General features: G+C 71.6%; 21 protein-coding genes. 10 read left to right on the plus strand and 11 right to left on the minus strand.

What is annotated here, in order from left to right; genetic code table 11:
- Positions 1-13: 13 nt before the first annotated feature.
- The 5 genes from ACFWN7_RS15955 to ACFWN7_RS15975 form a co-directional block, all read right to left on the minus strand.
- A complete protein-coding gene (locus tag ACFWN7_RS15955; RefSeq protein ID WP_376939873.1) occupies positions 14-1,294 on the minus strand; it encodes a DUF6986 family protein in 1,281 nt (426 codons plus the stop codon).
- Between the two features lie 2 nt (positions 1,295-1,296).
- The gene (gene aceB / locus ACFWN7_RS15960) at positions 1,297-2,895 is read right to left on the minus strand and encodes a malate synthase A (protein WP_376939834.1); all 1,599 of its coding nucleotides are present in this window, start codon (positions 2,893-2,895) and stop codon (positions 1,297-1,299) included.
- Between the two features lie 114 nt (positions 2,896-3,009).
- Positions 3,010-3,414 (minus strand): PIN domain-containing protein, encoded by a 405-nt coding sequence (locus ACFWN7_RS15965; protein WP_376939835.1) that lies wholly within the window; start codon positions 3,412-3,414, stop codon positions 3,010-3,012.
- Positions 3,402-3,668, minus strand: coding sequence for a type II toxin-antitoxin system Phd/YefM family antitoxin (locus ACFWN7_RS15970; protein ID WP_376939836.1), 267 nt, complete (start codon positions 3,666-3,668; stop codon positions 3,402-3,404). The genes ACFWN7_RS15965 and ACFWN7_RS15970 overlap by 13 nt, the downstream gene beginning before the upstream one ends.
- Positions 3,669-3,736: 68 nt before the next feature.
- Positions 3,737-4,342 carry a M23 family metallopeptidase gene (locus ACFWN7_RS15975; protein ID WP_376939837.1) on the minus strand — a complete coding sequence of 202 codons (606 nt, stop codon included), beginning with the start codon at positions 4,340-4,342 and terminating at the stop codon, positions 3,737-3,739.
- A gap of 339 nt (positions 4,343-4,681) precedes the next feature.
- Between ACFWN7_RS15975 and ACFWN7_RS15980 the strand changes: the two genes are divergently transcribed.
- The 6 genes from ACFWN7_RS15980 to xdhC all read left to right on the plus strand — a co-directional run bounded on the left by ACFWN7_RS15980 (position 4,682) and on the right by xdhC (position 12,370).
- Positions 4,682-5,866: an alpha/beta hydrolase gene (locus ACFWN7_RS15980; RefSeq protein ID WP_376939838.1), complete on the plus strand. Its 1,185-nt coding sequence runs from the start codon at positions 4,682-4,684 to the stop codon at positions 5,864-5,866.
- Between the two features lie 4 nt (positions 5,867-5,870).
- Positions 5,871-6,443 (plus strand): hypothetical protein, encoded by a 573-nt coding sequence (locus tag ACFWN7_RS15985; protein WP_376939839.1) that lies wholly within the window; start codon positions 5,871-5,873, stop codon positions 6,441-6,443.
- A gap of 39 nt (positions 6,444-6,482) precedes the next feature.
- Positions 6,483-7,043: a TetR/AcrR family transcriptional regulator gene (locus tag ACFWN7_RS15990; protein WP_376939840.1), complete on the plus strand. Its 561-nt coding sequence runs from the start codon at positions 6,483-6,485 to the stop codon at positions 7,041-7,043.
- A 425-nt stretch (positions 7,044-7,468) separates the two neighbouring features.
- Positions 7,469-8,950, plus strand: coding sequence for a xanthine dehydrogenase small subunit (locus tag ACFWN7_RS15995; protein ID WP_376939841.1), 1,482 nt, complete (start codon positions 7,469-7,471; stop codon positions 8,948-8,950).
- Positions 8,947-11,502, plus strand: coding sequence for a xanthine dehydrogenase molybdopterin binding subunit (gene xdhB / locus ACFWN7_RS16000; protein ID WP_376939843.1), 2,556 nt, complete (start codon positions 8,947-8,949; stop codon positions 11,500-11,502). Before ACFWN7_RS15995 ends, xdhB begins: the two co-directional genes overlap by 4 nt.
- Before the next feature lie 13 nt (positions 11,503-11,515).
- Positions 11,516-12,370, plus strand: a complete 855-nt coding sequence (gene xdhC, locus ACFWN7_RS16005; protein WP_376939844.1) for a xanthine dehydrogenase accessory protein XdhC — start codon at positions 11,516-11,518, stop codon at positions 12,368-12,370.
- 302 nt (positions 12,371-12,672) lie between these two features.
- On the opposite strand, the gene ACFWN7_RS16010 is transcribed toward xdhC, so the two are convergent.
- Positions 12,673-13,221, minus strand: coding sequence for a hypothetical protein (locus ACFWN7_RS16010; RefSeq protein WP_376939845.1), 549 nt, complete (start codon positions 13,219-13,221; stop codon positions 12,673-12,675).
- A 154-nt stretch (positions 13,222-13,375) separates the two neighbouring features.
- Here ACFWN7_RS16010 and ACFWN7_RS16015 point away from each other — a divergent pair, with 154 nt between their 5' ends.
- Both ACFWN7_RS16015 and ACFWN7_RS16020 read left to right on the plus strand, forming a co-directional pair.
- Positions 13,376-14,077 carry a winged helix-turn-helix domain-containing protein gene (locus tag ACFWN7_RS16015; RefSeq protein WP_376939846.1) on the plus strand — a complete coding sequence of 234 codons (702 nt, stop codon included), beginning with the start codon at positions 13,376-13,378 and terminating at the stop codon, positions 14,075-14,077.
- Complete coding sequence (locus ACFWN7_RS16020) at positions 14,074-15,456, plus strand: sensor histidine kinase (protein ID WP_376939847.1); 1,383 nt, start codon at positions 14,074-14,076, stop codon at positions 15,454-15,456. The genes ACFWN7_RS16015 and ACFWN7_RS16020 overlap by 4 nt, the downstream gene beginning before the upstream one ends.
- A gap of 13 nt (positions 15,457-15,469) precedes the next feature.
- Here ACFWN7_RS16020 and ACFWN7_RS16025 read toward each other — a convergent pair whose 3' ends face one another.
- Both ACFWN7_RS16025 and ACFWN7_RS16030 read right to left on the minus strand, forming a co-directional pair.
- Positions 15,470-16,213 (minus strand): phosphatase PAP2 family protein, encoded by a 744-nt coding sequence (locus ACFWN7_RS16025; protein WP_376939848.1) that lies wholly within the window; start codon positions 16,211-16,213, stop codon positions 15,470-15,472.
- 68 nt (positions 16,214-16,281) lie between these two features.
- Positions 16,282-17,502: a multidrug effflux MFS transporter gene (locus ACFWN7_RS16030; protein ID WP_376939874.1), complete on the minus strand. Its 1,221-nt coding sequence runs from the start codon at positions 17,500-17,502 to the stop codon at positions 16,282-16,284.
- Positions 17,503-17,803: 301 nt separating this feature from the next.
- Here ACFWN7_RS16030 and ACFWN7_RS16035 point away from each other — a divergent pair, with 301 nt between their 5' ends.
- The gene (locus ACFWN7_RS16035; protein WP_376939849.1) at positions 17,804-18,088 is read left to right on the plus strand and encodes a hypothetical protein; all 285 of its coding nucleotides are present in this window, start codon (positions 17,804-17,806) and stop codon (positions 18,086-18,088) included.
- 36 nt (positions 18,089-18,124) lie between these two features.
- Here ACFWN7_RS16035 and ACFWN7_RS16040 read toward each other — a convergent pair whose 3' ends face one another.
- The gene (locus ACFWN7_RS16040; protein WP_376939850.1) at positions 18,125-20,689 is read right to left on the minus strand and encodes a DUF4062 domain-containing protein; all 2,565 of its coding nucleotides are present in this window, start codon (positions 20,687-20,689) and stop codon (positions 18,125-18,127) included.
- Positions 20,690-20,840: 151 nt separating this feature from the next.
- Positions 20,841-21,683 carry a ThuA domain-containing protein gene (locus tag ACFWN7_RS16045; protein WP_376939851.1) on the minus strand — a complete coding sequence of 281 codons (843 nt, stop codon included), beginning with the start codon at positions 21,681-21,683 and terminating at the stop codon, positions 20,841-20,843.
- Between ACFWN7_RS16045 and ACFWN7_RS16050 the strand changes: the two genes are divergently transcribed.
- Positions 21,682-22,203 (plus strand): DUF488 family protein, encoded by a 522-nt coding sequence (locus tag ACFWN7_RS16050; protein WP_376939852.1) that lies wholly within the window; start codon positions 21,682-21,684, stop codon positions 22,201-22,203. The two genes, ACFWN7_RS16045 and ACFWN7_RS16050, sit on opposite strands and share 2 nt — an antisense overlap.
- 10 nt (positions 22,204-22,213) lie before the next feature.
- Here ACFWN7_RS16050 and ACFWN7_RS16055 read toward each other — a convergent pair whose 3' ends face one another.
- Entirely contained in the window at positions 22,214-23,542 is a 1,329-nt protein-coding gene (locus ACFWN7_RS16055) for a DUF1254 domain-containing protein (RefSeq protein WP_376939853.1), read from the minus strand.
- Between the last annotated feature and the right edge of the window lie 40 nt (positions 23,543-23,582).

The raw sequence follows: 23,582 nt of genomic DNA on the forward strand, positions 1-23,582 counted from the left end.
GTGCGGCATCCGTTCACGCGACCACCGCTCTCGGGTGCGCCAGCGAGACGAGCGCCGACTCGTCGAGCCGGGCGTCTGCGGCGACCTCGCCCGGCGCGATCGCGCCGCAGCGCACGCCGCGCAGCACGAATCCCGCGAGCGCGCGGGCGGTGGCCGGTTCGTCGAGCACCGAGCCGGCCGTGCGGTCGAGGTAGGAACGAAGCCGAGCGGATGCCTCGGGGTACCCCTCGCGGTAGAACGCGTACGTCGCGAGGAACCGCGTCGGCAGCTGGTGCGCGTGCAGGTCCCACCCCTGGTGGAAGCCGCGCTCGAGCGATCGGCGCACGAGCCGCGCGTGCAGCCGCCACGCCTCCACGCCGCGATCGCCGACGGGCAGGATGTTCGTCGACCCGTCGGAGAGACGGATTCCGGTGCCCGCGACCGCCAGCTGCATGACCCCCTTCGCGAGGTCGGCGGCCGGATGCGCCATCGACTGGTACCGCGCCGCGATCTGCAGCGAGGCGCTGTAGTCGTACGTGCCGAAGTGCAGGCCGGTGATGCGGCCGGGCGCCGCGTGCGGCAGGCGGGCGACGGGCGAGCGGCCCTGCGCGTCGAGGATGAGCTGCGGCGTCTCGACCTGCACCTCGAACCGCAGCCGCCCGTCGGGCAGACCGTGCGCACGCTCGAGGGCGGCCGCGACATCCGCCATCGCCTCCACCTGCGCGATCGTCGACACCTTGGGCAGCGTGAGCGTGAGACCGTCGGGCAGGCCGTGCTCCATGAGCTCAGCGATGAAGAGCTCGAGGGTGCGGATGCCGCGCGCCCGGGTCGAGGCCTCGAACGACTTGAACCGGATGCCGATGAACGGCGGGGCCAGCCCCGCCCCAACCGCCGCGGCGACGCGCTTGGCGGTGAGCACCGCGTCGGCGTCCTCCACGTCGTCGCCGCGGCCGCCGTACCCGTCTTCGAAGTCGATGCGCAGATCTTCGATCGGCTCGCGTTCGAGCTTCTCACGCACGCGCGGCACCACGGATGCCGCGATCTCGGCGTCGAGCCCCACCGCCTCGGCGAGCGCCTCGAGCCCGCCGACCGAATCGGCCGCGGCGAGCGCGGCCCGCCCCCACACGGCGGGCAGCTCGGGGGCGTACCGGTCGGCCGGCACGTAGACGGTGTGCAGGGGCTGGCGCGAGCCGTCGTCGCCGGGATAGGCACGCGCGAGCAGCTCGTCGGTCGCGGCCAGCCGCGCTTCGACGGCCGCGAGATCGGCGGACGTGAGCGCGGTGCGCCGCACGCCCGTGGCATTGCCGTCTCCCATCCTCACTCCAGCAGCTCGTAGGCCGGCAGCGTGAGGAATTCGACGTAGTCGCCGCCGAGGCAGAGATCGCCGATGAGCCGGGCGGCTGGCTCGTGATACGCAGTGAACCGGTCGGCCGGCACCTCGCCGCGGAGGCGCTCGACCTCCTCGTCGAGCACGGCGCGCACGAGCTCGGGGGTCATCGTGCGCCCGGTGTCGGCGACCACGACGCCGTGCTGCAGGTGCTGCCACACCTGCGAGCGCGAGATCTCGGCGGTCGCGGCATCCTCCATCAGGTTGTGGATCGCGACCGCGCCGCTTCCGGCGAGCCACGCCGCGACGTACGCCACGGCGACGTACAGGTTGTTGCGGAGGCCCGCCTCGGTGACGTGCCCACCCGCAGAGGCGACGTCGAGAAGCTCGGCGGCCGTCACCTCGACCTCGGGCCGACGGCGATCGAACTGGTTCGGCCGGTCGCCGAGCACCTGGTCGAACACCTCGCGGCACACGGGAACGAGATCGGGGTGCGCGACCCACGAGCCGTCGAACCCGTCATTCGCCTCGCGCGTCTTGTCTGCCCGAACCTTCTCGAACGCGGCATCCGTCGCCTCTGGATCGGCACGGTTCGGCACGAAGGCCGCCATGCCGCCCATCGCGGCGGCCCCACGTCGGTGGCAGGTCTTCACGAGCAGCTCGGTGTAGGCGCGCATGAACGGCGCGGTCATCGACACGTCGGCGCGGTCGGGCACGACGAAGTCGGGCCCGGCGTCGCGGAACGCCTTGATGAGGCTGAACAGGTAGTCCCAGCGGCCGGCGTTCAGGCCCGAAGCGTGATCGCGCAGTTCGTAGAGGATCTCGTCCATCTCGAAGGCGGCCGGGATGGTCTCGATGAGCACCGTTGCGCGGATGGTGCCCGCCGGGATGCCGAGCGCCTCCTCGGCGAACGTGAACACGTCGTTCCAGAGCCGCGCCTCGAGGTGGCTCTCGAGCTTGGGCAGGTAGTAGTACGGGCCATGGCCGCCGTCGATGAGCAGCTGCGCGGTGTGGAAGAAGTGCAGGCCGAAGTCGACGAGCGAGCCCGACGCGCGTTCGCCGTCGACCAGCACGTGCCGCTCCGGAAGGTGCCACCCGCGCGGACGTGTCACGACCGTCGGGCGGCGGATGTCGCCGCGAAGCGCGTACGCCTTGCCCTCGGGCGAGGTGTACGCGAGCGTGCCGCTGGCGGCGTCGCGGAGGTTGCGGATGCTGCCCACGATGTTGCCCCAGGTGGGGCTCGAGGCGTCTTCGAGGTCGGCGAGCCACACCCGGGCGCCCGAGTTCAGTGCGTTGATCGCCATCTTCGCGGGCATCGCGGGGCCGGTGATCTCGACCCGGCGGTCGAGCAGGGCCTCGGGAGCGGATGCCACCTGCCACTCGCCGTCGCGCACCTGGCGCGTCTCGGGCAGGAAGTCGAGCCGCTCACCCGCGGCGATCCGCTCGCGGCGGGCGTGCCTGGCGGCGAGCAGCTCGCGGCGCCGCGGGTCGAAGCGGTGATGCAGCTCCTCCACGAAGGCGAGCGCGTCGGCGGTGAGGATCTCGTCGGCGCCGGCGGCATCCGCGGCTCGGGCGATCTCGATGCTCACGCGGCATCCGCTCCCTTCTGGGATGTAGGTCCACACGCTCTGCTCATCATCGCGCAGATGCCGCCCGGGCGTAACCGTCATTCGGGGTGGCGGCACGACGTCTCCGTAGCACCGTCACGATCCGACGACGCGCGCCTCCACCTCTGGGAGCTCAGCGAATCGGGCTCGCTCGTCAGTGGTGAGCACGATGCGATCGGCCGCGCGGGCTGTGGCCGCAATCATGAGGTCGTGCGCGCCCCGTCGGGCTCCGGTCTGCTGGACGTAGGCCAACAGCGCGGCATGGTGCTCCGCGACGGCGCGGTCGTAGTCATGGACAGGCAGAACCTGGAGGACATCGTCGAGGAACGCGCGCTGGGCAGCTGCCCGGGCCGGGTCGGTGTCGAGCAGGGTTCCGGCGAGGTACTCGGCCACGGCCACTGCCGGGATCGCCACATCGTCGGTGTCGGCCAAGACGGTCACATCGAGGCGACCGCGCACACCGGCGATGAGCACGCCGGTATCGAGGATCAGTCGAGCCACGGATCGGCATCCAACTCGCCGGATGCGGCCTCACGGGCCGCGGCGATGCGAGCGGTCAGTGCGTCATCCAGCGCCGGATCACCGTGCCATCGCTCGAACACCTCACGCAACGCCGCACCATTTGCCCGGGGAATCGGCGTGATGGCGGCGACGCGCCGACCGGCACGGGTCACCACGATCGTCTCGCCGTGCTCGGCAGAGTCCAGAACGGCCGAGAAGCTTCGTGATGCCTCGGACGCCGACATCTCACGCATGGATTCAGAATATCAGAATCTGAAGCCCGGACTCCGGAAGCGCTGGTTCCGATTCGGATGGTCAGGGTTCATCGGACCGTGACGATCTCGGATTCTCGCGGGAGTTCGAGGCCGCGAGCGGTTCGGAACGCGATCGGCAGTCCGCGTGCCGTGTTCCAGTCGGTGCTGTCGGTCGCCTGAAGGTGCAGATGGGGTTGCGTGCTGTTGCCGGAGTTGCCGCACGCGGCGACCTCCGCGCCGACCTCGATCCGGTCGTCCGGCCGCACCCGGATCGAGCCGCGGCGCAGGTGCGCGAGAAGGACGAACGGCCCCACAGGGTCGATCGCGATCACCACATGATTGCCCGCCACCCCCGCAGCGCCGGCGCGGATGCGGTCGGGTTGCCGGGCCATGTAGGGGATCAGCGTGAGCTGGGACCGTCGCGCCTCGTGGTCGGCTTCGCCGTCGTGGACGATCACGACGCGCCCGGCGCACGGCGCGAACACGGGCGCGCCGAACCCGACGAAGCGTGCGGCGGGTTCTACCCCGACCAGGGCACGCCAGTTCCAGGGCGCGGACCGTCCGCGCTCGTCGACCGGAATGAGGTCGATGGCGTAGGTCGTTCCCATGAGATGGGTTCCGTGACTGGGCACCCGTCGCGCAGGGCTGTTGCGCGCCATCAGCCGCCCGGCCATCGGATATGCCAGCGCCACGGGGTCTCCGGTTGTCGTCATCGCGGGGCGCGCCTGGCTGTACAGCTCCGCATGGGTTCAGCTCCCTCCGTCGTGCTCCACAGAGCAACGTACTACAGTTGTAGTGACGACAAGCAACTACACCTGTAGTATAGGGAGCATGAAACGGAACACTCTCCCCTTCCTCGACGCGGCGATCGGCATGCTCGCCGAAGCCGGGCGCGCTCCCTCACGCATCGTGCGGTGGACGGCACGCGCGCCGGCGCTGACGGCACGTAGCGGAGGGACCGATGTGGCACAAGCCCCTCCGCAGCCGTCACTGTGGCCCATCGGGGTGAACTGATGCCTTTCGGACTCTACGCAGGCTTGCTGCTCCACGGCATCTTGATCGCGCTGACCCTGACGGCTCCACCCCGCCCGGCATGGCTGGCGCGGGTCGCGTTCTTCGTCGCTTCCGTCTACAACGAGGCGCCGTTCCTCATCCTCATCATCATCCTTGCGGGCACGGTGCCGGTGCTGCTCGGCGCACCCGTGCTTCCCGAAGACGCGATCACGTGGACGTTGCTGGTCCTGTTGGCCACTGGGCTCGGCGTGATCGCCTGGCGGGGGACCCGTGCCCGCCCGGTCATCGAGGGCGCCCTCGACGAAGGGTTCGGCGCCGGGTGGCGGGACCGCATCGATCCCGCCCTGCGCGCGGGGTTACGCGATCGTCCGCCGTGGTGGTGGATCGTGCTGATGCCGATCGTGTTCCCGCGCGGCGACGTGCGGCGGATGCGGAACATCTCCTACGGACCCGCGGGGCGTGCGAACCGGCTCGACCTGTACCGGCCCCGCTCGGGCGCCGCGGGCGCGCCGGTGCTGGTGTACTTCCACGGCGGCGGGTACAACGGCGGACGTAAGAGCGTCGAGGCCCGCGCCCTGCTGTTCCGATTCGCCAGCCGCGGCTGGGTGACGATCAGCGCGAACTACCGGCTCCGCCCTGACGCGACGTTCACCGATCACCTCACCGACGCGAAGAGGGTGATCGCCTGGATCAGAGACCAGGGCGTGGGGTACGGCATCGATCCGGGCACCATCGTCCTGTCGGGCGGTTCCGCCGGCGGGCATCTGGTCACGATGGCGGGCCTGACGCAGAACGATCCGCGGTACCAGCACGGGTTCGAGGATGCCGACACCTCGATGTCGGCGGTCGCGAGCTTCTACGGCTGGTACGACGGGTACTACGGGCTGGGCGGCGTCGACTCCGAGGCCGGTCCGCTCGGGCATGACGCCTCCTCCGCACCGCCGTTCTTCATCGCCCACGGCACGAACGACACCCTCGCGCTGGTGGAGTACGCCCGGCTGACCGCGGCACACCTGCGCACCGGCTCGCGGGCGCCGGTGGTGTACGCGGAGTTGCCGCACGGCCAGCACGCATTCGACCTGTTCCACTCGTTCCGCTTCAGTGCCGTCGTCGACGGGGTCGAGGCGTTCACTTCGGTGCTGCGCACGCGCCGGCCGGCGCAAGAACCGCATCGGACAGGATAGGGGCATGGTCACCGAGACGCCGTTCGTTCGAGACCTCATCACGACGGGGGCGGTCTTCGGGCTGGCCTGTTTCATCTGGTCGGGTTGGGCACAGGAACGACCGCCGAAGCGATGGCCCGTGGTCCTCGGCATCCTGAGCGGGCTCGGCGTGCTCGCCGCGGTCGGCTTCGGCATCGCCGCGTGGCTGAACTGGGACGCCCCGAGCGTGCTCGGTGCAGACAGCGGGGGCATGGGCCCCTACCTCGTCATCCTCGCGATCGAGGTCGGAGCGTGCGTCGTCGGGGCGATCGCGCTCTCGGTGAAGAAGGCGACCCGCCCCTACGTCGCCGTCCTCGTGCTGTTCATCGTGGGCGTGCACTTCTTCTCGCTCGCCGCGGTCTTCCAGATGCCCGCGATGCACGTGGTGGCAGCGCTGACCACGCTCGCGTCGATCGCCGCGCTGGTCCTCTCGCTGCGTTTGAGAGGGCGAGCGGATACCCCGGCCCCGAGCTTCTGGTGCGGCATCCTCGCCGCGCCGATACTCCTGGTCGCCTCGGTGGCCATCGGGCTCAGCGGCCTCGTGCAGGTCGGCCGGTGACGTGCCCATCGGCATGACTACACCTGTAGTATCAGGTGCATGCAGCGGAACACCGTCCTCCTCGATGCCGCGATCGGCGTGCTCGCCGACGGCGGGGCGCGCTCGCTCACGCATCGTGCGGTGGACGCCCGCGCCGGGCTGCCGGCGGGGTCCACCTCCAACCGGTTCCGCAGCCGGGACCAACTGCTCGTCGGCGTCGTGCAGCGCGTCCTCGAACGCGAACGCGCCGTGCTCGCAGCAGTGCGGCCGGAACCGGCGAACGCCGAAGAGCTCGCCGACGCGCTCGCCGACGTCGTCGACATCGTCGCCGGACAGCACCGCGACACCACGCTCGCGCGGCAGGCGGTGTTCGCCGAGGCCGGCATCCGGCCCACGGTTCGCGCCGAAATCGATCGCGCACGCGACCGCCTCGCCGACTGGATGGTGCCGGCACTCCTGCGCGCCGGATCCACCGATGTCGCCCGGCATCACCGCATGCTGCTCGCCCTCACCGACGGACTGATCACCCACCGGATCATCGCGCCCGACGAGGACATCGACGCCGCATACGCCATCCGCGCCATGCTGACCGGACTGCTCGGGTCGGTGCAGGCCTCGTAGAGAACCCGATACGATCCGCGACGGGCGCTGAACGAGCCGGCGAGCTCGCGGGCGAGCGACGTTCCGACGCGTCGCGGGAACTCGGCGAGATCTCCGGAGACGAACTCGATGATCGCCGGCACGATCCGGGGCGGGATGCCGCGCATGTCCCGCCGTGCGGTCGGAGCGAAGATCACCTCATACGTCACCGCTTCGGCACGCCGAACTCGGTGCGGACCTGCTCTTCGGTGATCCCTTCGCCACGGGCGACCTGCGCGCGCCGCTTCACGGGATGCCGTGGTGCCGGGCTGCGAGAGCCAGAAGAGCGTCTCCTACAGGGACTCCCACTCGTCGGCGCCGATGAGGACGGCTGCCGGGGAGGCTGTTTGAACGAGCGCCACGGAAAATGGTCGCGGCGTAGACTCGCGAGAACGAGGAGTTCGAGCATGGATCACATCGAGGTGACGGTCAACGGACAGGTGCGCCCGCTCGTCGGCATCAGCCCGCATACGACCGCGCTCGAATGGCTGCGCGACACGGGGCTGACGGGCAGCAAGGAAGGGTGCGCCGAGGGCGAGTGCGGTGCGTGCGCGATGCTGCTCGCGACATCCGACGACCGAGGCGGCACCACCTGGACGGCCGTGAACGCGTGCCTCGTGCCCGTCGCCGCCCTCGACGGCCAGGAGATCGTCACCGCCGAGGGGCTCGGCTCGCCCGACCACCTGCACCCCGTGCAGGCGGGACTCGCCGAGGCCGGAGGCTCGCAGTGCGGCTACTGCACCCCCGGCTTCGCCTGCAGCATGGCCGCCGAGTTCTACCGCCCCGGTCGAGTTGCCCGAGTCTCAGCAGAATCGGGCGACTCGGATGTCTCGGCCGACTCGGGCGAGCCCGAGCTCGGGCCGAACGGCTTCGACCTGCACGCGCTGAGCGGCAACCTCTGCCGGTGCACCGGGTACCGTCCGATCCGGGATGCCGCGTACGCGCTGGGCGATCCCGAACCGGGCGACCCGCTCGCCGAACGCCGCGCCCAACCCGCCCCCGAGTCCCGGGCGACCCGCCTCGACGCCGGGGGCGGGCGGTTCGTGCGCCCGGCATCCCTCGACGAGGCGGTCCGGCTGCTGCGCGAGGAGCCCGACGCCGTGGTCGCCGCCGGCACGACGGACTGGGGCGTCGAGGTGAACCTGCGCGGTCGGCGCGCGCCGCTCACGCTCGCCATCGAGCACCTGCCCGAACTCCGTGCGATCACGTTCGGCGACGCCGCGATCGAGATCGGCGCGGCGCTGCCCCTCTCCGAGATCGAACGACGCCTCGACGGCCGCGTGCCGCTGCTCGCCGAGCTCTTCCCGCAGTTCGCGTCGCCGCTCATCCGCAACCGCGCGACGATCGGCGGCAACCTCGGCACCGCCTCGCCGATCGGCGACACCTCCCCCGCGCTCCTCGCCCTCGAAGCGCGCGTCGTGCTCGTCTCGCCCGACGGCGAGCGCGAGATCGACCTCGCCGACTACTTCACCGGCTACCGCGAGACGACGCGCCGGCCCGACGAGCTCATCCGCGCCGTGCGCATCCCGCTGCCGCTCGCGCGGCTCACCGCGTTCCACAAGATCGCGAAGCGACGCTTCGACGACATCTCGAGCGTCGCCGTGGCCTTCGCCCTCGACCTCGACGGCGACGGCCTCGTCTCCTCCGCGCGGATCGGACTCGGCGGCGCCGCCGCCACCCCGCTGCGCGCCCGCGCCACCGAGGCTCGCCTGGTCGGGCATCCCTGGAACCTCGAGACCGTGCGGGACGCGGCATCCGTGCTCGGCACGGAAGGCTCCCCGATGTCGGATCACCGGGCGAGCGCCGACTACCGCGCGCTCATGCTGAACCGGGCGCTGCTGAGGCTGTACCGGGCGAACCCCCTCGTGGCCGAGGAGGTGCCGGCGTGAGCGAGCTGGCCGCACGTCCGTCGCAGCCCGTGGTCGGCACGCCGGTCGCCCACGAGAGCGCCGCCCTGCACTCGACGGGCACCGCGGTCTACACCGACGACCTCGCCGCGCGTCGCGCCGGCGTGCTCACGGCATGGCCTGTGCAGTCGGCGCACGCGCACGCGCTGGTGCACGTCGACGTCGCGCCCGCGCTCGACGTGCCCGGCGTCGTGCACGTGCTCACCGCCGCCGACGTGCCCGGCCAGAACGACGCCGGCGTCAAGCACGACGAGCCCCTGTTCCCGAGCGAGGCGATGTTCCACGGCCACGCGCTGGCCTGGGTGCTCGCCGAGACGGCCGAGGCGGCGCGCCTCGGCGCAGCCGCCGTGCAGGTGGACTACGAGCCGCTGCCCTCGATCATCACCGTGCCCGAGGCGATCGAGGCGGGGTCGTTCCAGGGCATCCCGCGCACGATCCGTCGCGGCGACCCCGAGTCGGTGCTCGCCACCGCGCCGCATGTGTTCGAGGGCGTCACCGAGATCGGCGGCCAGGAGCACTTCTACCTCGAGACGCACGCCTCGCTCGCGCACGTCGACTCCGAGGGACAGGTCTTCGTCGACTGCAGCACCCAGCACCCCTCCGAGACGCAGGAGATCGTCGCGCATGTGCTCGGGGTGCCGAGCAACCGGGTCACGGTGCAGTGCCTGCGCATGGGCGGCGGCTTCGGCGGCAAGGAGATGCAGCCGCACGGACTCGCCGCCGTCGCCGCGCTCGGCGCGACCCTCACGGGCCGGCCGGTGCGGCTGCGCCTGAACCGCACGCAGGACCTCACGATGACCGGCAAGCGGCATCCGTTCCACCTGGTGTGGAAGGCGGGGTTCGACGACGACGGGCACATCCTCGCCCTCGCCACGACGCTCACCTCCGACGGCGGCTGGTGCCTCGACCTCTCCGAGCCCGTGATGGGCCGCGCACTGTGCCACGTCGACAACGCGTACTGGATTCCCCACTTCGTCGCGCAGGGACGCATCGCGAAGACGAACAAGACCTCGCAGACCGCGTTCCGCGGCTTCGGGGGCCCGCAGGGCATGTTCGTGATCGAGAACGTGCTCGGTCTCGCCGCGCCGGCGCTCGGCATCGATGCCGCCGAGCTCCGGCAGCGGAACCTCTACATGCCGGGGCAGACGACCCCGTATGGGCAGCCGGTGCGCCACGCCGAGCGCCTGAACGAGATCTGGCGGCGAGTGCTCGACGAGAGCGCCTTCGACGAACGCCGTGCGGCGATCGCCGCGTTCAACGCCGACCATCCCGACACGAAGCGCGCGCTCGCCGTCACGCCCGTGAAGTTCGGCATCTCGTTCACGCTCACCGCCTACAACCAGGCCGGCGCGCTCGTGCACGTGTACAAAGACGGCTCGGTGCTCGTCAACCACGGCGGCACCGAGATGGGGCAAGGGCTGCACACGAAGATGCTGCAGGTCGCGGCGACCGCACTCGGCGTGCCGCTCGACACGGTGCGCCTCGCGCCCACCCGCACCGACAAGGTGCCGAACACGTCGGCCACCGCCGCGTCGTCCGGCGCCGACCTCAACGGCGGCGCCGTGAAGCAGGCCTGCGAACAGATCCGGGGGCGCTTGGCCGCCGTGGCGGGGCGGCTGCTGGGCATCGACGAGCGCGACGTGCGCTTCTCCGGCGGCCGGGTGCGCGGGCTCGGCGCGGGCCCCCTGCGCTCGGCCGACGACCCCGGCCCGACGTCGCCGAGCACGGCCGCAACGCCGTACCCGTCGTCGCTCACCTTCGCCGAGGTGGTGAAGGCCGCCTACGATCAGCGCGTGCAACTCTGGGCGGCGGGCTTCTACCGCACCGAGGGGCTGCACTGGGACACCGAGCGGATGCAGGGCGAGCCGTTCAAGTACTTCGCCTACGGCGCCGCCGCGGCCGAGGTCGAGGTCGACGGGTTCACGGGCGCCTCCCGCACCCGGCGCGTCGACATCGTGCACGACGTCGGCGACTCCCTCTCGCCGGTCGTCGACCTCGGCCAGATCGAGGGCGGCTTCGTGCAGGGTGCCGGATGGCTCACCCTCGAGGAACTCCGCTGGGACGAGACCGACGGGCCGGGGCGGGGGCGCCTGCTCACCCAGTCGGCGAGCACCTACAAGCTGCCGAGCTTCTCGGAGATGCCCGAGGAGTTCAATGTGCACTTCTTCGAGCGGGCGACCGAAGACGGCGTGGTCTACGGCTCGAAGGCCGTCGGCGAGCCGCCGCTCATGCTCGCGTTCAGCGTGCGCGAGGCGATCCGCGAGGCGGTCGCGGCGTTCGGGCCCGTCGGCCACAGCGTCGGCCTCGGTTCGCCCGCGACGCCCGAGGCGGTGTTCTGGGCGATCGAGGAGGCCCGCCGCGCTGCTGAGGGCACGGGTGCGGATGCCGCGGGGTCGACGGAGCAGGCGACGGGTGCCGCGGGGTCGACGGAGCGGGCGACGGATGCCGCGGGGTCGACGGAGCGGGCGACGGATGCCGCGGCATCCGCTTCGCCGCATCCGACCGCACCGGCGCTCGTGCGCCACCGTCGGTGAGCCGCGGGTGACCATGGACTGGTTGGACGCGCTGCAGCGGCTGCGAGCAGCGCGGGCGCCCGCCGTGATCGTGACCCTCGCCATGGTGCGCGGCCACGCGCCCCGCAACGGCGGCGCGAAGATGGTCGTCTCGGCCGAGGGCCTGTTCGGCACCGTCGGCGGCGGCAACCTTGAGGCCACGGCCGTCGCACGGGCCCGCGAGATGCTCGCCGCAGCATCCGCAGAGCCGGAACTGCTCACGCTCACGCTGAGCGACAAGTCCACGACCGAGTACGGCGTGCAGTGCTGCGGAGGAGAGGTCACCATGCTGCTGGAACCCGTGCGAGTCGTGCCGTCGGTCGCGATCTTCGGCATCGGCCACGTGGGGCTCGAGCTCGCCCGCATCCTCGCGCGCCAGCAGATCGAGCTGCACCTCGTCGACTCGCGAGCCGAGATGCTCGCGCCCGAGCGGGTCGGCGTGCCGCGCGAGCCGGGGATGCCCGACACGGTCGGCGCGCAGGGCGCGTTCGCCGACGCCGTCGCCGACATCCGGATGCATCACCTGCCCGTGCCGGAGGCCGGACTCGCTTCGCTCCCTCCGGGCGCGCACGTGCTCGTCATGACCCACGACCACGTCGAGGACCTCGCGATCGTCGAGACCGCGCTGCGCACCGAGGGGCTCGGCTCGATCGGGCTCATCGGCTCGACGGCGAAGTGGGCGCGGTTCCAGAAGCAGCTGCGCGAGGCCGGCCACGACGATGCCGCGCTCGCCCGGGTGATGACGCCGATCGGCATCGCGGGCATCCGGTCGAAGGATCCGGCCGCGATCGCGGTGAGCGTGGCCGCGCGCGTGCTGCAGCTCGTCGAGCAGGGCGCGGCCGCACGTTGACCCGCCCGCCCTTCGCGCCCGAGAGTGCACTCCGCGCCCTTCCGCGGGCGCCGAGTGCACTCTCGACGGTGGAGCGAGGTCTCGACGGTGGACCAACTCTCGACGGTGGGATCACCTCACGCGGGCGAGGTCACCTCGGCGAGAGTGCACTTTCCGCCCTGCGTCGGGCGCCGAGTGCACTCTCGACGGTGCAGCGAGGTCTCGACGGTGGGCCAAGTCTCGACGGTGGGCCAAGTCTCGACGGGTGGGTCACCTCACGACGGCGCGGGTCACCCCGCGCGGCGGGCCCGTCTCCCAGCGGCCTACTTCGCGACGTGGCACTCCAGCATGCGCGCGGCCCGGGTCTGCGCGGCCGAGCCGTAGTCGCCGGCGAGCGCGCGGTCGAACACGTCGATGGCCGCATCGCGCCGCTCCTCTCCCGGCGTGAGGTCGCGCAACGCCTTCAGGTCGCTCTTGAGCTCCTCGGGCGCGCCCTTCCAGGCGGCCACCCACCCCGTCTGGCGCCGCTCGGCGAATTTCTGAACGCCCTTGCCGTACTCACCCGCGAGCTCGTCGTCGCGGACCTGCTTCAGCGCGTCGCGCCGTTCTTCGCCCGGACCGAGGTTCCACGCTTCCCTGAGGTCGTCCTTCAGCTCGTCGGGTGCGGCCGCCCACAGGATCCGGATCCGCTGCGCGGGGCAGAGATCTGGCCGGATCAAGTCGGTCGGCTCAGCGGTCGGCGACGCGGCCGCCGGTGCCGAGACGTCGGCGGACGCCGACGTCGGCGTCGCAAACGCGGGCGCCGTGAATGCGACCGTGGATCCGACTGCGGCCGCAGCGAGTCCTGCGCCGATCCAGTGTGAGAGTTTCATGTCGTCCTCCTGTTGCCCATCGGCCCGGGAGTCCGGGCCGTCGAAGACACAGTGACAACTCCGTGTCACCGCTGCGCATGCGTCGTGTTCGGGGAATGTACGGGTCGTCGCGGTTCGGTGGGACGCGGCATCCGCCCGGGTATTGAATATGCGTATGGATCAGGCGCGCGGGCTCGTCGTCGTGGTCGAGGACGAGCCTGCGATCGCCGATGTCGAGCGGCTCTACCTCGCCCGGGCGGGCTTCGGCGTGCACGTCGAACGCGATGGAGCCGCGGGGCTGGCGGCGATCCGCCGTCTGCGCCCGGTTGCGGTGGTACTGGACGTCGGGCTGCCCTCGCTCGACGGCATCGAGGTGTGCCGGGCGCTGCGCGCCGAGGGCGACTGGACCCCGATCGTGTTCGTCACCGCCCGCGACGACGAGGTCGACCGCATCCTGGGGCTCGAACTCGGCGGTGACGATTACCTCACGAAGCCGTTCTCGCCGCGTGAGCTCGTCGTGCGGTTGCGCGGCATCCTGCGCCGGCAGCACGGTCCGCCCGCCCCGGTGCGCGAGCTGGGAGCGCTGCGGATCGACGAGACCCGCCGTCGGGTGACGGTGCACGGCGAGGTGGTCGCGCTCACCGCGACGGAGTTCGACCTGCTCGCTCGGCTCGTCTCCGCGCCGGGACGCGTCTTCACTCGCGAGCAGCTGCTCTCGAGCGTGTGGGGGCAGGCGGACTACGGCGGCGGCCGCACGGTCGACGTGCACGTCGCCCAACTGCGGGCGAAGCTCGGCGACGCGAGTCCGATCGTGACGGTGCGCGGCGTCGGCTACGGCACGAGCGAATCGGGCCGTTCCGGCGAGGTCGTCACATGACCCGCCCGGCGACGCTGCGCACGCGGATCACGCTCGTCGTGGCGGCCGTGGCGGCCGTGGCGGCGCTGATCACCGGAGCCGTCACGATTCCGCTCGCCCGCGGCGCCGCCGTCGCCGAGGCGCGTGATCGCGTCGGCGCCCAGGTCGATCTGCTCGCCGCGATCGATGCGCCCGCGGCATCCGTCGGAATGGTCGCCGCAGACGGCACGACCTTCGCGCTGGTGCGCGGCGATGCGGTGCAGGGCCCGGCCGCCTCGTACGCCACGGGTGCCGTGCGCTCGGCGCTCGCCGGCGCCGGCACGTTCTCGGGCACGGTGCGGGGCGGCAACGGGGTCGCGCTCGTGGAGGCCCGCGCGGCCGGTGCCGGCGCCGGCGTGCTCGGAGCGCTTCCGCTGCGGGAGGTCGAGCGCACCCAGGGCCGGGCGACCGGGCGCGTGCTGCTCGCGCTCGCGCTCGGCGTCGCGGTCGCGGTGCTCGCCGGGTGGCTGCTCGCCCGGTGGCTGGCCCGCCCGCTGCGCATCACCGCGGATTCCGCACGGCGGATGGCCGCGGGCGAGCGGGCCGTGCCCGTGCCTCCGGATGGCCCCGCCGAGGTCCGGGAGGTGGCCGGAGCGCTCGCCGCACTGGATGCCGCGCTCGCGGCATCCGAGGGCCGTCAGCGCGAGTTCCTGCTGTCGGTGTCGCACGAACTGCGCACACCGCTGACCGCGATCCGCGGATACGGCGAGGCGCTGGCCGACGGGCTGGTGACCCCGGGCGACACTGCGGACGTCGGACGCACCCTCGTGGCGGAGACCGAGCGCCTCGATCTGTTCGTCGCCGACCTTCTCGCCCTCGCGCGGCTGGAAGCCGACGACTTCGTGCTGCACCTGAGCGCCGTGGACGTCGGGGCGGTCGTGCGCGAGACGTCCTCGGCGTGGGAGGGGCGCGCGGCCACGCTCGGGGTGCGGCTGGAAGCAAGCGGGACCGAGTCGCCCGTGGTGGTGCGCACCGACGCGCATCGGGTGCGGCAGGTGCTCGACGGGCTCGTGGAGAACGCGCTGCGCGCCACCCCCGAGGGCGGCTCGGTGAGCATTCTGGTGACGACGGATGCCTCGGGCGCGGCGCTGATCGAGGTCGCCGACACCGGCCCGGGGCTGGCCGCGGCCGATCTCGGGGTCGCGTTCGATCGTGGCGCGCTGCACGCGCGCTACCGCGATTCGCGCCCGGTGGGCACGGGACTCGGCCTGTCGATCGCCGCTCGGCTGGTCGCCCGCCTGGGAGGGACGATCGAGGCGCGCGCCGGCGCGCTGGGCCGCGGCGGCGCGCTGGGCCGCGCCGGCGCGCTGGGCCGCGGCGGCGCCGTGTTCGCTGTGCGACTGCCGATGTCCGTCGAATGAGACACCCTGGAGCTCACCTGCGGCCCGTCGGCGGCGTGATGTGCGCCTGCGCGCGTTCGGCGTTGCGAGCGGAGATGTGCGCCAGTCGCGCCAGCCGCTCCCGCTCGAGCGGCACGGCGAACACCGCCCATACGACGAACGCCACGCCAGCGCCGACGAGCACGCCCCCGATCGTGTCCGAGAGCCAGTGCGCGCCCAGGTACGTGCGGCTCACCGCCATCAGCAGCGCGTACGCCACGCCGAGCACCCACACCCAGGTGCGCACGATGATCACGCCCAGCGCAACCGCGATGGTGGCGGCGTTCGCCACATGTCCGGATGGGAACGAACCGAAGTCGGAGAGCACGACGATGTTCTCGGGCCGTGCCCTGCCGAAGACGCCCTTCAGCACCTGCACGACGCCGGCGCTCGCGGCCGACGCCACCACGAAGTAGAGCGCGGCCCACGGCCGCCGGAGAATGAGCAGCACGGCGGCCGTCACGATGGGGACGACGAGCACCCCCACGACGCCGCCGCCGAGTCCGTTCATGAGGTAGGCGAACACGTCGCCGAACGGACCGCGAAGTTCGAGCAGGTCCTCGGCCCACTCCTCGTCGAACTCGAACGGGAGGCCGCCCGAGCGGGCCATGACCACCACGCCGAGCAGGGCGGCGGCGACGACCGCCGCCACGCCGCCGACGAAGGGCGCGCGCCGGCCGATCAGCTGGGTACGCGCCTCGCGCTGCGCGGGCCGCAGGTCGTCGTCGCGGTCCGTCATCCCACCACGCTAACCGCGAAACGACGCGAGCGGATGCCGCGGCTCGCGCTCGCGGCATCCGCTCGCCCTCAATCGCTGAGCGGCGGCACCGAATTCGGCCGCACGAGCGACCACAGCGCGACGATCGCGACGACGGCCGCCAGCAGCATGACGAATGCCATCGGAACGGCGCTGCCGACGCCCATCAGGCCGATGAGCGGCGAGATGACCCCCGCGAGCCCGAAGTTCAGCGCACCGAGGAGCGATGCGGCGGTGCCGGCCTCGGCGCCGTGGTGCGCGAGAGCGAGCACCTGCACGGCGGGGAACGAGAAGCCGCACGCGAGGATGTAGATCCACAGCGGGATCGCCGTGCCCCAGAACCCCGCGCCCGCCCCGTCGAGCACCATGATCGCGATCGCCATGACGAGGTGCACGATCGTCGTTGCGGCGAGGATCCACTGCGGCTGCACGGGCCCGCGCATCAGGCGGGAGCTCGTCTGCACGCCGATGATGACGCCGACCGAGTTCACCGCGAACAGCAGGCCGTAGTCCTGGGCGCTGAACGCGTAGACCTCCTGGAAGAGGAACGACGACGTCGACAGGTAGCCGAACAGCCCCGTGAACGTCATGCCTCCGATGATCGCCGCACCGAGGTACACGCGATCGCGGAAGAGCGCGGCGTAACGATCGCGCAGCGTGGAGTGCCCGGCGACGTGGCGACGCGACTCGGGGAGGGTCTCGACGATGAAGAAGGCGACGGCCACGACGACCGCCGCGCCGTAGACCCCGAGCACCCAGAACACGCCGCGCCAGTCCATGACGGCGAGCAGTTGCGAGCCGATGACGGGGGCCAGCACCGGCGCGAGGCCGTTCACCAGTGCGAGCCGCGACAGCATGCGCACGAGCGGCTTGCCGCCGAACAGGTCGCGCACCATCGCCATCGCGACGACGCCGCCCGCGGCCGCGCCGAAGCCCTGCAGCAGGCGGAAGACGATCAGCCATGCGATGTCGGGCGCGAGCGCTGCGGCGACGGATGCCGCGATGTGCAGCGCCGTGGCGAGGATGAGCGGGAGGCGCCGACCGACCTTGTCGCTCCACGGGCCGACGATCAGCTGGCCGAAGCCGAAGCCGACCATGGTGCCCGTGAGGGTGAGCTGCACCGCGGCGGCCGAGACGCCGAGCTCGCTCTGCAGCACCGGGAAGGCGGGCAGGTAGAGATCGACGGTGAACGGGCCGAGCGCGGTGAGCGCGCCCAGCACGAGCACGTAGACCAGGCGCTGGCGACGGGTGAGGAGGTCGCCGGGGTGCATGCCGACGACCGCGGTCGACCGGGTGTCGTCGGGACGGATGATGGGGATTGAGGAAGTGGAGGACAAGCGGGATCCTGGGCGGGCTCGAGTGCGGCGGCGCACGCCCTCGGACGCCGGGAAACAGAGACGACGGCGTCCCGCGGGGCGCCGTCGTGAGGCGATCTCGGCGCGGAAGCGCCTCGAATCGATTCGACTGCAGTACAGCCTAGCGCTTCTCGACCCTCTTTCCGCCCGGCGCGTAGCATGAAGGTGAGACGTCGCCTCCGACGACGCCCCGCAACGCCGACGTGAGGGAGCGAAGATGAGCGAGCCCATCGAACCGCGCGAACCGGATGAGTCCGCCGAGCAGGTCGATCCCACCGATCGCCTCGAGGGCAGCTACACGGAGGTCGACGGCGAGGCGCCGCACGAGCGTACCGTCGCGGGGGCGTACGTCCGGCAAGACGGGGTGGCCGACGACGAGTCGGCCGTCGGCGACTACACCTCGACGGAGGAGCATCCGCACACGCACGACCCGTCCGAGCGGCATGGCAAGTTCGTGCGAACCGAGCCCCCGAAGCCGCACCCGGGTCCGCACAAGGTCTGACCGGGCACGGGCGAACGGCCGTCGACCGAGCGGCCGTCAGCCGGTGCTGCTGAAGGAACGCGCCTCGGTCCCGGGCTGACCCGGGTCGACGGGCGGCACCGTCCACGCGAGTGCGGCCTCGACGGTGTCGGCGAGTTCGGCCTCGCGACCCTCTGCCCGAGCCGACTCGAACCGCTCCGCACCCGGCCCCTCGAGGATGCGCGCCAGAATCGGCTGCTGGAACGAGAAGGTCGTTGCCCCGGACATCGCCTTGCGTTCCCGGATGGTCTCGGCCGCACCGAGCATCCGACCGGCGAACGACAGGTCGCTCGAGCTCGCCGCGACGGCGGACATGCCCTCGAGGGCGTACGCGGTGCCCCACTCGCTCCCGGTCGACGACGTGAGGAGCAGGGTTTCCGCGAAACACTCGCGCGCGGTGGCGAGATCACCCATCAGGATCCTGGTCCAGCCCAGATAGTTGAGCGCTCCCGACTCGCTCATCTTGTCACCGCTTCTTCGCGCCAGAGCCAGGTTCGTTTCGAAGTGCCGGAGGGCTGTGGGGATTCGACCGCGCATGAGCTCGGTCTGACCGAGGAGCAGTCCGATGGTGCCATGCATGAACGGGCTGTCGGCCCGCTCCGCCAGAAGGAGAGCGCGTGTGAGCGTCTCCTCGGCCACGTCGATGTCGGGCGGCGATTGCATGAGGTGCGCCATGGCAAGGGACGCGAGTGCCGCTCCCTCGCCGAGTTCGTCGCCATCACGCCCGAAACGCGCGACGCAGTCCGCCAGGACTGGAATGAACCTCGGCTCGGGCGCGTGCTGTGCCGCAATCGCCGTGCTCAGGAACACCGCGATCGTTTCGCTCCGCTCGGTGAGGTCGACATCGGGTTCGAGCATTCGGTCCATCCACGTCCGGACCTCGCCGAACGGCCCCGAGATCCACCAGAACGGGGTGAGCGGCCACACGAGCTCGACGACCTCGTTCCACTGCCGGGTTGCGATGAAGTGGGTGATGGCGGCGCGAAGCCCGTCGAGTTCATCGGCGAGCCGCGACGTCCACTCGCTCTGGCCCGCGTGGGTGAGCGGGCCGGCCGCCTCCCCGGCGAGCCAGAGATAGAAACGCGCGTGTCGCTCCACGCACCCGCTCATCTCGCCACGCGCTTCGAGCTGCTCTCGGGTGTACTCGCGCACGGTGGCGAGCAGGGTGAACGACCTCCGGTTCCCGCGATCCCGTTCACGCACGAGACTGCCGTCGACGAGAGCGCCGAGCATCTCCAGGGCATCCGAGCCGTCGATGCCATCCGCCATCCACTCGACCGCATCGAAGCCGAATCCGGCAGGGAAGACGCCGAGCCGGAGCAGCAGCTCACGCTCGTCATCCCGCAGAAGTTCGGTGCTCCACTCGATCGCCGCTCGCAGTGTTCGCTGCCGGTCGGGAAGATCGCGAGGACCCCCGACGAGAAGCGGCAGTGCGTGGTCGAGTCGGGCGAGGATCTCGGCGGGCGTGAAGACGCGCACGCGGGCCGCTGCGAGTTCGAGGGCCAGCGGGGTTCCGTCGAGGGCCGATGCGATCCCGGTGATCGCCGCTGCGTTCGCCGCCGTGCCGTCGAAACCCGGCTGCACGGCGCGTGCGCGCTCCACGAAGAGTGCGGTCGCGGCAGAATCCGGCAGCGGACCGAGATCGATGATCTGCTCCCCATTGACCCGAAGCAGCTTCCGGCTCGTGGCAAGCACGGACACCGCTGTCCGCGCCAGAAGAGCGCTGATCCGGGGCGCCGCATCGACGACCTGCTCGACGTTGTCGAGCACGAGGAGCACACGCCGGCCCGCAAGCGCGCGGTCGACCTTCTCGGCAATGGGGACGTCTCCCGTGTCGCGAACGCCGAGCGCGTGCGCGATGGCCGCGATCACCAAGTCGGCATCCTTCACGGGTGCGAGGTCGACGAACGCCGTGCCGTCGGGGAAGAACTCCTCGACCGCGCGGGCGGCGGCGATCGCGAGGCGGCTCTTACCGATGCCTCCCGGACCGGTGATCGTCACCAGCCGGGCACCGTCCACTCCGAGCATCCGCACCGCGGTTTCCAACTCCTCGTCACGGCCGAGCATTCGAGTGAGCGGTGATGGCAGTCCGACGAGCTTGTCACCACCGACCTCGGAAGGTGCCTCCACCAGCGGCCCGGGCCGCCGCATGCCGGCCGCGTCGAACCGCTCGGCGAGCAGCGTCGCCAGGTCGGCGGTCACGAGATCGCCGAGCTCCGCGGCATCCGTGAACGCGACATACGAGGCGTTGTCATCGTCGCGGATGCGCCCGAGCAGGCCATCGAGCCGCTCCTGTCGGTGTTCGCCGCGCTTGAGGTAGATGAGCTTCGGGATGTCGGGGGCGAGGTTCCACTCGTCCTCGAGCCCCGACACGTCCTCTCCCGGCGCGATCCAGCCGTACTCCTTCCAGTAGATGCCGACGAAGATGTCGCTCTGCTCCAGGTAGGCGCGATACAGCTCACGCGGCGGATGCGGCCTGGCGCCGAGCTCGAACATCACGGGTGCGAGCGCCAACCGCTCGATCGCGGACCGCACCACGCGCCGCTCCGGCGCCAGCTCCTTCAGCGTGGAGCTGACGAACACCCGCAGATGTTGGTCCGGAGTCCTGATGACACCGGCGACCCGGCTCATGTGCACAGTTTCCTGCCGAGTGCGTGGGTCTGTCCACTACGCCATCCACCCAGAGCGGCGGCCGGGGCCGCCCTTGAACGAGTCGGGGCGATGGCGACGCGCGTCACGGCGCGGCGTAGACGGGGGCGGGCACGCGCGAGAGCCAGTCGAGCGCCCGGGTGAGCAGGTCGCGGTGCTCGGGCGACTCGTAGGAGCGCACGTCGTGGCCGAGCGCGTCGTACACGAGCCGCGAGCGTCCCAGCTCTCGGGCCCAGACGAGCGGATGCCGCCGGCCCTCCTCCTCGTGCTCGGCGATCGGCTCGATCACGCCCTCGAGGTGCAGGCCCGAGTACCGTTCGTCGGCCACGGTGAAGTCGCGCAGTCCCTCGGCGATGGCGTGCGTGCCGACCACGTGCACACGGGCGTCCCCGATGGGCGGATGCCACGACACCCCGTCGATCCACCGTGCGCCGAGCGCCCGGCCGAAGGCGGGCAGCTCGCGAAGCGTCGAGGCGGCCGAGTGCATCGTGAGGATGCCGATGCCGCGCTCGAGGGCCGCGTCGAACCCCGTTGCAGCGGCGGCGAGCCGGGCCTCGTCGGACGCGCCCGGGTCGCGGCCGGCCTCGGCCGTGGCATCGGGCGGCGACCCCGTGCGATCGCCGGCGTTCACGACGAGCAGGTCGGCATCGCCGAGCGCTGCCAGCCCGCCGAGCAGGTCGTCGCTCACGTCGACGCGGTAGCCGGCGCCGGCGACAATGCCGGCGAGGGCGGCGCTCGTCTCGGCGAACGGATGCCACGGGTCGGCGTAGCGGCCCGAGCCACTGAGGATGACCGCGCGCATGTCGCCACCTCCGCCGTTGGGTGCATCGTAACCCCGTATGGGGGTCGCCGTCATCGCCGATCGCGTCGGCCCCGTGATCGGCACGTCTCCCGCGCCGGCGAGCACATCCGGGAGAATCGCAGGCATGCTGCTCTCCGTCGGCCACGGCCGCCTCGATCGCGTCGCGCTGACCGACCTGCTCAGGTCGGCGGGGGTCGACGCTCTCGTCGACATCCGGCGGTATCCCGGAAGTCGGAGCAATCCGGATGTCGCGGCCGACGCCATGGCCGAATGGCTGCCGGCCGCCGGCATCGCCTACCGCACCGACGAGCGCCTCGGCGGGCGACGACGTCTGCCCGCCGACGCGCCACGAGAGGACCCGTGGTGGCGGGTGGAGCAGTTCGCCGCCTACGCCGCCCATACGCGCACGGCCGAGTTCCAGGCGGCGCTCGCAGACCTGCTCGGGCAGTCGGCGCGCGCGCGTACCGCCATGATGTGCAGCGAGAGCGTCTGGTGGCGGTGCCACCGGAGGCTCGTGGCCGACGTGGCCGTGCTGCAGTCCCGGGGCACCGTCGAGCACCTCATGCACGACGGCCGACTCGTGGCGCACGTCCCGGCCGAGGGCGCGCGGGTGCGAGCCGACGGCGCCGTGGTGTGGGACGGCTGAGCCCGCCGCGTCAGCCGAGCTTCGTGATCGCCGGCATCACGTAGGTGCCGTCGAGTACCTCGATGCGCGGCTGGTAGATGCGCAACAGCGGTCGGAAGTCGCCCGCGGGCGTCGGCAGCCAGTTCGCCGCGGCGGTCTCGTCGTCGGGGCGTTCGTGCTGCATGCGAATCACGAGCGAGCCGTCCTCCCCGGTCACGATGCCGGGCGTGCGGTCGCCGATCGAGTAGCGGTCGATCACGTTCGGCATGAGGAGGTAGTCGGGCATCGAGTACATCGTGATCGACCAGAACGCGTCGGCCGGCGGCAGTTCGGCCACGTGCAGCTCGTAAGCGTTCGCGCCGTTCAGCTGCGTGCCGTCGGCGTCGACGAAGACCTCGGCGTAGTACGCCTCGTAGCCGTGGTTGCCCCACAGCCCGTTTCGGGCCGACCGCGCCCGCGTCACGTACGACTCGGTGCGGTCGGCGATCTTCCACTCGGGCGCGTCGATGGTTCCGAGGCCGAGGTGGTCGACGTTGTAGTCGAAGCCGTGCGGGAAGCCCCGCCAGCCGTTCACCACGCCTGAAGCGCCGCCCCTCGAGATCTCCTCGACGTGCGCACGCCCCTCGGTGGAGGCGTGCGCGAGGTGCTCCTCGAGTTCGCGCGAGACGAGCCCGAAGGGGTTGCCGTGGTCGGTGAGCCCGGTGTCGGAGAACCGGCGGAGGTAGGCGACATCCGCGGCCGACGGCGGGAACCTCTGGCTCCAGAGCCGGAGCATCTCCCAGAACTGCAGGTGCTCGGGGATCTCGGACGACGGCTGCGGGATGCCGCGGAGCGGTCCGTTCCCCTCGAGCGGAGTGAGCGTGAACTGCGACTGCAGGGCGCGGACCCGCGGAAGGTCGTCGTCGCCGTCGACCGCGAGCCGCCCGACGATCGTGGCGATGTCGGTGGGCGACTCGATGATCCGGGCACCCTCGGGCGCGTCGCCCGGCCAGCCAGGCGGCGCGATGAGGAACGTGCCCTCCGACGTGCCCGTCGCCCGGCGCCCGACGTACGCGAAGTTGTTGGTCCACGCGTCGACGAACTGCAGCACGTAGTAGGCGCCCTCGGTGTCGGGCACGTGCAGCAGCAGCGGGCCGCCCGAGAGGTCGAGTTGCGCGATGGAGTACAGCGTGTCGTTGTTGACGCTCACGAACGGATCGTCGGGGGTCGCGAGTCTCGCGGCGTGCGCGAAGGTGTTGAACGGCGCCGCCGGCAGCGATCCCATCCCCCTGGCCGCGATCGCACGGACCGATGAGACGCCGTACACGAGCGGGTAGCCGAAGACATAGGCCTCGACCAGCTGACGTTCCCTCGAATGCATCGACACCCCCGACCTCGGCGCGGCTCAGCGCCGGCATCCC

It is taken from the genome of Agromyces sp. NPDC058484 (assembly GCF_042720415.1).
Classification (GTDB): Bacteria; Actinomycetota; Actinomycetes; order Actinomycetales; family Microbacteriaceae; genus Agromyces.

Excerpts from the sequence above, each read along its gene's own strand:
- ACFWN7_RS16050 (WP_376939852.1), top strand. The coding sequence starts at position 21,682 with ATGCTGCTCTCCGTCGGCCACGGCCGCCTCGATCGCGTCGCGCTGACC.
- ACFWN7_RS16025 (WP_376939848.1), bottom strand. The coding sequence starts at position 16,213 with ATGACGGACCGCGACGACGACCTGCGGCCCGCGCAGCGCGAGGCGCGT.
- ACFWN7_RS16010 (WP_376939845.1), bottom strand. The coding sequence starts at position 13,221 with ATGAAACTCTCACACTGGATCGGCGCAGGACTCGCTGCGGCCGCAGTC.
- ACFWN7_RS16015 (WP_376939846.1), top strand. The coding sequence starts at position 13,376 with ATGGATCAGGCGCGCGGGCTCGTCGTCGTGGTCGAGGACGAGCCTGCG.
- ACFWN7_RS16035 (WP_376939849.1), top strand. The coding sequence starts at position 17,804 with ATGAGCGAGCCCATCGAACCGCGCGAACCGGATGAGTCCGCCGAGCAG.
- ACFWN7_RS15995 (WP_376939841.1), top strand. The coding sequence starts at position 7,469 with ATGGATCACATCGAGGTGACGGTCAACGGACAGGTGCGCCCGCTCGTC.
- ACFWN7_RS15975 (WP_376939837.1), bottom strand. The coding sequence starts at position 4,342 with ATGGCCGGGCGGCTGATGGCGCGCAACAGCCCTGCGCGACGGGTGCCC.
- ACFWN7_RS16020 (WP_376939847.1), top strand. The coding sequence starts at position 14,074 with ATGACCCGCCCGGCGACGCTGCGCACGCGGATCACGCTCGTCGTGGCG.
- ACFWN7_RS15980 (WP_376939838.1), top strand. The coding sequence starts at position 4,682 with ATGCCTTTCGGACTCTACGCAGGCTTGCTGCTCCACGGCATCTTGATC.
- ACFWN7_RS15970 (WP_376939836.1), bottom strand. The coding sequence starts at position 3,668 with ATGCGTGAGATGTCGGCGTCCGAGGCATCACGAAGCTTCTCGGCCGTT.
- ACFWN7_RS16030 (WP_376939874.1), bottom strand. The coding sequence starts at position 17,502 with ATGCACCCCGGCGACCTCCTCACCCGTCGCCAGCGCCTGGTCTACGTG.
- xdhC (WP_376939844.1), top strand. The coding sequence starts at position 11,516 with ATGGACTGGTTGGACGCGCTGCAGCGGCTGCGAGCAGCGCGGGCGCCC.
- ACFWN7_RS16055 (WP_376939853.1), bottom strand. The coding sequence starts at position 23,542 with ATGCATTCGAGGGAACGTCAGCTGGTCGAGGCCTATGTCTTCGGCTAC.
- ACFWN7_RS16045 (WP_376939851.1), bottom strand. The coding sequence starts at position 21,683 with ATGCCTGCGATTCTCCCGGATGTGCTCGCCGGCGCGGGAGACGTGCCG.
- ACFWN7_RS15985 (WP_376939839.1), top strand. The coding sequence starts at position 5,871 with ATGGTCACCGAGACGCCGTTCGTTCGAGACCTCATCACGACGGGGGCG.
- ACFWN7_RS15990 (WP_376939840.1), top strand. The coding sequence starts at position 6,483 with ATGCAGCGGAACACCGTCCTCCTCGATGCCGCGATCGGCGTGCTCGCC.
- ACFWN7_RS15955 (WP_376939873.1), bottom strand. The coding sequence starts at position 1,294 with ATGGGAGACGGCAATGCCACGGGCGTGCGGCGCACCGCGCTCACGTCC.